Source organism: Pedobacter frigoris (genome assembly GCF_005116445.1).
In the GTDB taxonomy this organism is placed as follows: Bacteria; Bacteroidota; Bacteroidia; order Sphingobacteriales; family Sphingobacteriaceae; genus Pedobacter; species Pedobacter frigoris.
Genome location: NZ_SWBQ01000008.1, coordinates 68,213 through 74,793 on the forward strand (window position 1 = coordinate 68,213; position 6,581 = coordinate 74,793).

5 protein-coding genes are annotated in these 6,581 nt (G+C 41.6%); 4 read left to right on the plus strand and 1 reads right to left on the minus strand.

Going from position 1 to position 6,581, the window contains the following annotated elements; translation table 11 throughout:
- Window position 1: 1 nt before the first annotated feature.
- The 4 genes from FA047_RS19905 (at window position 2) to FA047_RS19920 (ending at window position 5,579) form a co-directional block, all read left to right on the plus strand.
- Complete coding sequence (locus FA047_RS19905; RefSeq protein WP_136837850.1) at window positions 2-844, plus strand: isoaspartyl peptidase/L-asparaginase; 843 nt, start codon at window positions 2-4, stop codon at window positions 842-844.
- A gap of 118 nt (window positions 845-962) precedes the next feature.
- Window positions 963-1,835 carry a universal stress protein gene (locus tag FA047_RS19910; RefSeq protein WP_136837851.1) on the plus strand — a complete coding sequence of 291 codons (873 nt, stop codon included), beginning with the start codon at window positions 963-965 and terminating at the stop codon, window positions 1,833-1,835.
- A gap of 218 nt (window positions 1,836-2,053) precedes the next feature.
- Window positions 2,054-3,049 (plus strand): AAA family ATPase, encoded by a 996-nt coding sequence (locus FA047_RS19915; RefSeq protein ID WP_136837852.1) that lies wholly within the window; start codon window positions 2,054-2,056, stop codon window positions 3,047-3,049.
- A 19-nt stretch (window positions 3,050-3,068) separates the two neighbouring features.
- On the plus strand, window positions 3,069-5,579 hold the full coding sequence (locus tag FA047_RS19920; protein WP_136837853.1) for a S8 family peptidase: 2,511 nt from the start codon (window positions 3,069-3,071) through the stop codon (window positions 5,577-5,579).
- Between the two features lie 11 nt (window positions 5,580-5,590).
- Here the strand turns inward: FA047_RS19920 and FA047_RS19925 are convergent, their stop codons facing one another.
- The gene (locus FA047_RS19925) at window positions 5,591-6,226 is read right to left on the minus strand and encodes a DUF6266 family protein (RefSeq protein ID WP_136837854.1); all 636 of its coding nucleotides are present in this window, start codon (window positions 6,224-6,226) and stop codon (window positions 5,591-5,593) included.
- Between the last annotated feature and the right edge of the window lie 355 nt (window positions 6,227-6,581).

Here is a 6,581-nt window from a genome sequence, read left to right on the forward strand (position 1 = left end):
TATGAAGGTGATCATTCATGGTGGCTTTTTTAGTGAATCAGCTACCAACCAGGAAACGAAGAAAGCGAAGCAGGATGCTTTATCATCGATTGTTAAACATGCCCACGATTTTCTGAAAACCCATACGGCATTGGAAACGGTGGTATATGCTGTTTCTCTGCTGGAAGATGACGAGCTGTTCAATGCAGGTTTAGGTTCGCAGATCCAGAGCGACGGTAAGGTACGGTTAAGTGCTTCCCTGATGGATGGTAAAACCCAGCGATTTAGCGGGGTAATTAATATAGAAGACATCAAAAATCCGATCCAGGTAGGGCGAAAGCTCCTAGACTATGAAGACCGTGTGTTGAGCGGAGAGGGTGCATCTGCCCTTGCTTCCAAAAACGGCTTCAGTTATTTTAATCCGATTACACCTCAACGACAGCTGGAATACGAAGCCAAGCTCAATCAGCAGGAACGTAAAGGAACAGTGGGTTGTGTGGCGCTTGATGCCGAGGGAAATCTTGCTGCGGCTACGTCAACAGGCGGCAAAGGATTTGAGATCCCCTGCCGCGTGAGCGATTCGGCCACTGTAGCCGGTAATTTTGCCAATCAATATGCAGGGATTTCCTGCACTGGCGTAGGAGAAGATATTGTCAATGTTGCCCTTGCTGCCAAAATCGTGACCCGCGTGACCGATGGTTTTACATTGAAAGATGCCTGCGATAAATCATTCGCAGAGTTAAAATCCTTTGATGGCTTTGCCGGAGTTATTGGTATTTCCGCAACTGGAGAAGTCTATCATATCGATTCTCATCCCTATATGGTCTGGGCTTCTTTTGATGATGAATTGAAAGTTTTTCCTTAATCATCGCCTGGTTTTTATGTTTATGGTCAGCGGTTTAAGTGATCGCTGTCATTATTTGAGCGGATAAAAATCCGGAACTTTATGTCAGTCATTTAGTTGATTATCAAATAACTGAGTCATGAAAACCATAATAGTTCCAACAGATTTTTCTAAGCCGGCAGGTGATGCAGCTAAATATGCATTGCATATTGCTAAATACCTGAAATCAAATATTAAGCTTTGCCACGCTTTTATGGTGCCGGCTGATGCGACTGTTGCCGGACAGGTTGCCTGGCCGTTGTACAACTATGAATCCATATTTAAAGATGTTTCGGAAGAACTGGATGTCTTAGCTAAAGACCTCATGCGGGAAAGCAGCGAACTGAATTTTCCAAATACCTTTAAGCCGGTGGTGGAGCATGCGGCAGAGCCGGGTGGAGCAGTTGAATTGATAATCCGGTTGGCAAAGGAAGAGCAGGTTGCGCTTGTGGTAATGGGCATGTCTGGTGCAGGAGCCATCACGAAGTTCTTTACCGGTAGTGTGAGCAGGTCTCTGATCGAAAATGGCAAATTCCCCATTTTGCTGATTCCCGGAGGATGTGAATTTAAGGCAGTCAAAAAAATTGCTTTTGCTACTGATCTGAATAAGGGGGATATCGAAGTGATTCATATGCTGGTTGGCTTTGCACGTCATTTTAATGCAGAGCTTGTGGTGGTACATGTGGATCATGATCCAAAGCATTATGATGCTAAAAAGGCAGATGTTTTTTTGAATGAAGTAACCTGTAAGATCAACTACGATAAGATCTATTACCGGGAGATCAGCAGTGCCAATTTGAATGACGGGTTACAATGGCTTAGTGAACATGGGTGGATAGATATGCTGGTGATGGTACACCGGCCACATAATTTTATGGATAAACTGATCAGGGGCAGTTTTACCAAGAAGCAGGCGGGAAGCGTGAAGATTCCACTGATGGTCTTGCCTGAAGGATTAACTTCTGTGTTGTAAGAGAATATTCAGACTTTTGAGAGCTGCATATGAGGCTGTCTTCCTGACCGCCGCGCAGGAGCGCAACTAGTTTCTCAGGATCTCTCATAAGCAAACTAAAATTAAACTATTAACCGAGCAATGTTGAATAGTTAAAAAATAATTGGTGTTAGTTGTTCGTTGAATAGTATATTGTGTACTTTAGTTGCCTATTTAAATGATCTCTAACAACTAGCTATATGAATCAGGAACTCATGTTTCGTTTATTTAAGTCTATAGAAGGCGAGCCTAAAGACGATATTGTCAAGGTTGCTAGTGTAATTATTGAATCTGAACGTCAGAAAGGCCATCATAAGCTAGCAGATAGATTAAATTCTATACTCAAGAGAAACCTACAATCTACCCAATCACTTAAAGGTGAACTGAAAACCATATTTGGAGGAAGCGTAAGTATTCCTGTTGATAAACGGAAGAATGTGCCGCTCGCTACCGAAATAAAAAGGGAAGAACTTAGGCATGAGATGATTCTTTCCAATGAGATCGAAGAGAAGATTGCGCGGATAGAAAAGGAATTTGTAGCCAGGGAACGTCTCGCTCATTTTGGCTTGAAACCAAGGAAGCGCATATTGCTATACGGTAGTCCGGGATGTGGAAAAAGTATGACGGCTGAACGTATAGCTTGGAATATAGGTTTACCTTTTTTAAAGGTTCGTTTCGAGGCTATCATATCGTCTTACCTAGGTGAGTCTGCAACCAACTTAACTAATATTTTTGCTGCAGTGGAGAATTTTCCTTGTGTTCTTTTGTTGGATGAGTTTGACTTTATCGCAAAAGCGAGAGACGGTAAACAGGATGTAGGTGAAATGCATCGCGTAGTAAACATTTTGCTAAACGTATTAGAGGACTACAAAGGTGAAGGAATCATTATAGCTACAACCAATTTAGAAGGTACATTAGATAAAGCATTGTTTCGTCGGTTTGATGATATCATAGAGATGCCTAAACCGGGCACAGAGGAAATTGCTAAAATATTAAAAGCAACACTTGCTACCATAAAGATTTCGAAAAAAGTCTCCCTTAAATCAATGGCAGAGAAAATGCATAAATTTTCAAGTGCCTTAATAGTTAAAATTGCCAATGATGCAGCAAAGCTTGCGGTGATAGAAGGCAGGAATGTGTTAGAAGAAGCTGATTTTGTGAATTCGTTGAAGGAAAACGAAAATTATCAACACTAACCCCTAATAAAGCGCTCTTATGGCAAAATTTCCTCATCTGCCACTCAAAACAATTTTAGACGGTAATTATAAATTCAAAGGTTTTAATGGCGGGGGTAAATCTCAGCGTTCCATTGATAATCTGAATAATCGAAAGGCTCATGGAGAAACCCTAAAGCTAATGGCTGAGGGAATCAAACAATTCAATGGTGATGTGATTGCCTGGCGTAAAGAACAGGGCTTGCCTGATTTGCCAGACGAACATGTAATTCCTCTACTACTGCATGTAGACCCAAAAGTATTTAACATAGAAACGCTAAAGGGTTTCGGCATTGAGGTCATTGCTGAAGAAGACAGTGGACTGATCATGGGGGCTAGCGTGGATCAATTTAAATCTTTGAAAGAAAAGATTAGCAAATTCTTAAAGGACAAGAACCAGGGTACCGCCCTACTCTGGCAAATTGAGCAAGGGCAACAATGGAGACCAGAATACATTCTTAGTGAAGATCTTTATTGGAAATGGCTTGATGGGTTTGGGGATGACGAACAATTCACAGTTGACATTTCTATTTCCTGTCACGTAAAAAAAAGTGAATATCCAGTTCAAGGAAAAAAGACAAGCAATGAATCGTTTGAAAGAAGTATTTTAAATTGGTACGAAAACACATTAGTTAGTGATGCTGAACTTGATCAACTAATGATGGAGCGTCAGGAACAGGCTCAAACTTTTATTGAATTGGGCGGTGGTAATCTTGTTGGTGGCTTTGTAGAGTATCGGGACAGCTTTGGTTTGCGCGCTGAACTTTCCGGAAAGGCCTTAAGGGACATAGTGCTCAACTATCCTTATGTGTTCGAAATTGCAGAGCACTGTGAAATAGAAAACCAAACATTAACTCACGAAGATTTCGGTGAGATCGAATGTACAATTCTTCCCCCTTCAGGGGATTCACCTAATTTATGTATAATTGATAGTGGAATTCAGCAGGATCATTTGTTACTCGAACCAGCGATTTTATCTGATAGGTCGATGAACTTTGTCCCAAATGAAACCTCTGTTGCTGACCATGTATCGAATGGCGGTCATGGCACGAAAGTAGCTGGAGCGGTTCTATATGGGGCTGTAATTCCAAGAACAGGAACAGTACAGGCTCCATTCTTCTTAACGAATATGCGGGTCCTAGATGCCAATAAGGCAATGTCTAGTCTTCTTTTTGAGCCTGAACTAATGCATAATATTGTAGATCATAATCCTGATATATCAATATTCAATCTATCAATCAATTCCCATATGCCCTGTAGAGTACGGCACATGTCACAGTGGGCCTCGGCTATTGACATGATAAGTCACGAAGACAAAAAAATGTTTGTTGTGTCTACTGGGAATATTTATGACATGGGTACACATATTAATAGACCCGGCATTAAAGAGCATTTAGCGGCGGGGCGTCAATATCCAAATTATTTGCTTGAGCCTTCCTCTAGGATCGCTGATCCCGCTCAAAGTATTTTCGCAATTACGGTTGGTTCGGTTTGTTTAGATGAGTTTGAAGACCTTGATCGTGTTTCATTTGGGAAAAAAGACTATCCGTCATCTTTTTCGCGTTCCGGAATGGGAATGTGGGGGGCTATTAAACCTGAGGTCGTGGAATACGGAGGTGATTGGATCAGGGAAAAAGCCGGAACAAATTTATCGATGTTGCCTGTCACCTCTCCGGAATTGGTAAAAACAGGTTTACATGGTGTGGGTAGAGGTGACATTGGTACATCTTTTAGCACACCGAAAGTAACTCATATACTTGGCCAGTTGCAGAAGTTGTTTCCAACTGAAAGTGTATTGTTTTATAAAGCACTACTGATCCAATCTGCTAGGCTACCTGAGATAGTATGGCATGACCAACAGGCCAGGCATCTAAGACACATGGGGTATGGCATTCCTAGCCTAGATAGGGCAATTGACAATACGCCATATCGAATAACATTTACTGAGACTGGGAAAATCGCACCTAAAAAAGCAAAGATCTTCTCTGTTAAAGTTCCTGATGAAATGCGTAAGCAAGGTGAAGCCTATGACATCCTTATTGAGGTATCACTGTGTTATACAGCTGAACCTCGACGAACCAGAAAAAATCTGCGATCATATTTGTCGGCATGGCTTAGCTGGGATTCCAGTAAACTTGGCCAAAGCACAAATGCTTTTCATGCCGACGTGCTCAAAGAAATGGATGAGAATTTTTGGGATCAAGATACAGAGGAACCTGAAGATCCACACTCCATCAAATGGACAATCTGGAGTAATAGTAAATGGGGGAAAATAAAAGACATCAGGCGACAAGCAAGTGCTAATCAAAAAGACTGGGTGGTACTTAAATCATTTAACTTGCCTGCTGAACTTTCTTTTGCGGTGATAGGACATAAAGGTTGGGAGAACGATCTAAACAAGGAAATTCCATATGCATTTGTTGTGAGTTTCGAAATTCTGAATTCGGAAATTGAAATTTATGATATTATGCAGCAGGTAAATGTAGAGATACCTGTACAAGCTGAGGTATAACGATCTGGATGTTAATTTAACTTTTTAATCCATGTGCTGTCACTTACACTCAGTCTGTCATCTCCTACGAAAGCGATGTAGGCATGTATGATCTGTGCTAAATGTTCAGGCTCTAAAGGGAAGAAGTCTCTACGCTCACTTCTTCTTGCTCCGCTTAAATCAAATAAGGCAGTTTTGCTCTCGGGGAAGTAGAGGAGGAGCATAGCCCTATTGCACAGTTCAGCATAGGTCATATCTGCAGGTACTTGCCAAGTAAATTCTACGCCATTTGGCAGCTTGTTAGTCGCTGGTAATAAGGCAGGAGGCAAATTCCCTTTACTTAGCAGCGCTTTGCTGTAATCCATTTCTATATTCGGATACTCGCCTTGCAACGCAAACCGCTTATTGTAGGAAACTGCTTCATTGTGCTGGTTGTGGTCTGTACCCTGTATTGCAAATGCAAATCCCAGTTTGATGAAAGGCAGAATAGGCTTTAAGAAAGCGTTTACTACTGCCATTTTCTGATAATTCGCAAGTTTAGGTTTAGTGGGAGGCTTTGTCGTTTCTCCCAATTCCCGTACTACGTTTTTGCCATTTAGTGTATAACTGACTAGATTCCCTACTTTTCCTCTTAGGTGGCCAAATGCCCCGTTGTCTAATGTTCCCATAATAATCGATTTTGAACAAACTTACAGGTCGATAAAAGAAACGGCGAGCTATTAATTGGGAGTTTCGACAATACTGACCCCTGCATTTCGCAATTAAACTGACGTTCTATTTCGCTCCAAATTGACCCCTTCATTTCGGGGCAAATTGACCCCCTTTTGCCTCTCAAGCCACTTTTTACAGTCCGGAAGGATCAATTTATCTTTAAGTTTTAAGGCTAAATAATAGCCGCTAAGCGTCGATGTATCCTGCGGATAGAGTGTTAGTCCAGATTGCGGACTGAACCGATTATACGGGCTTATTTAAGGTGACTTTGAAATGCCTGGCATGATGGTCTAATCCGAAGGTTTGTTTGTT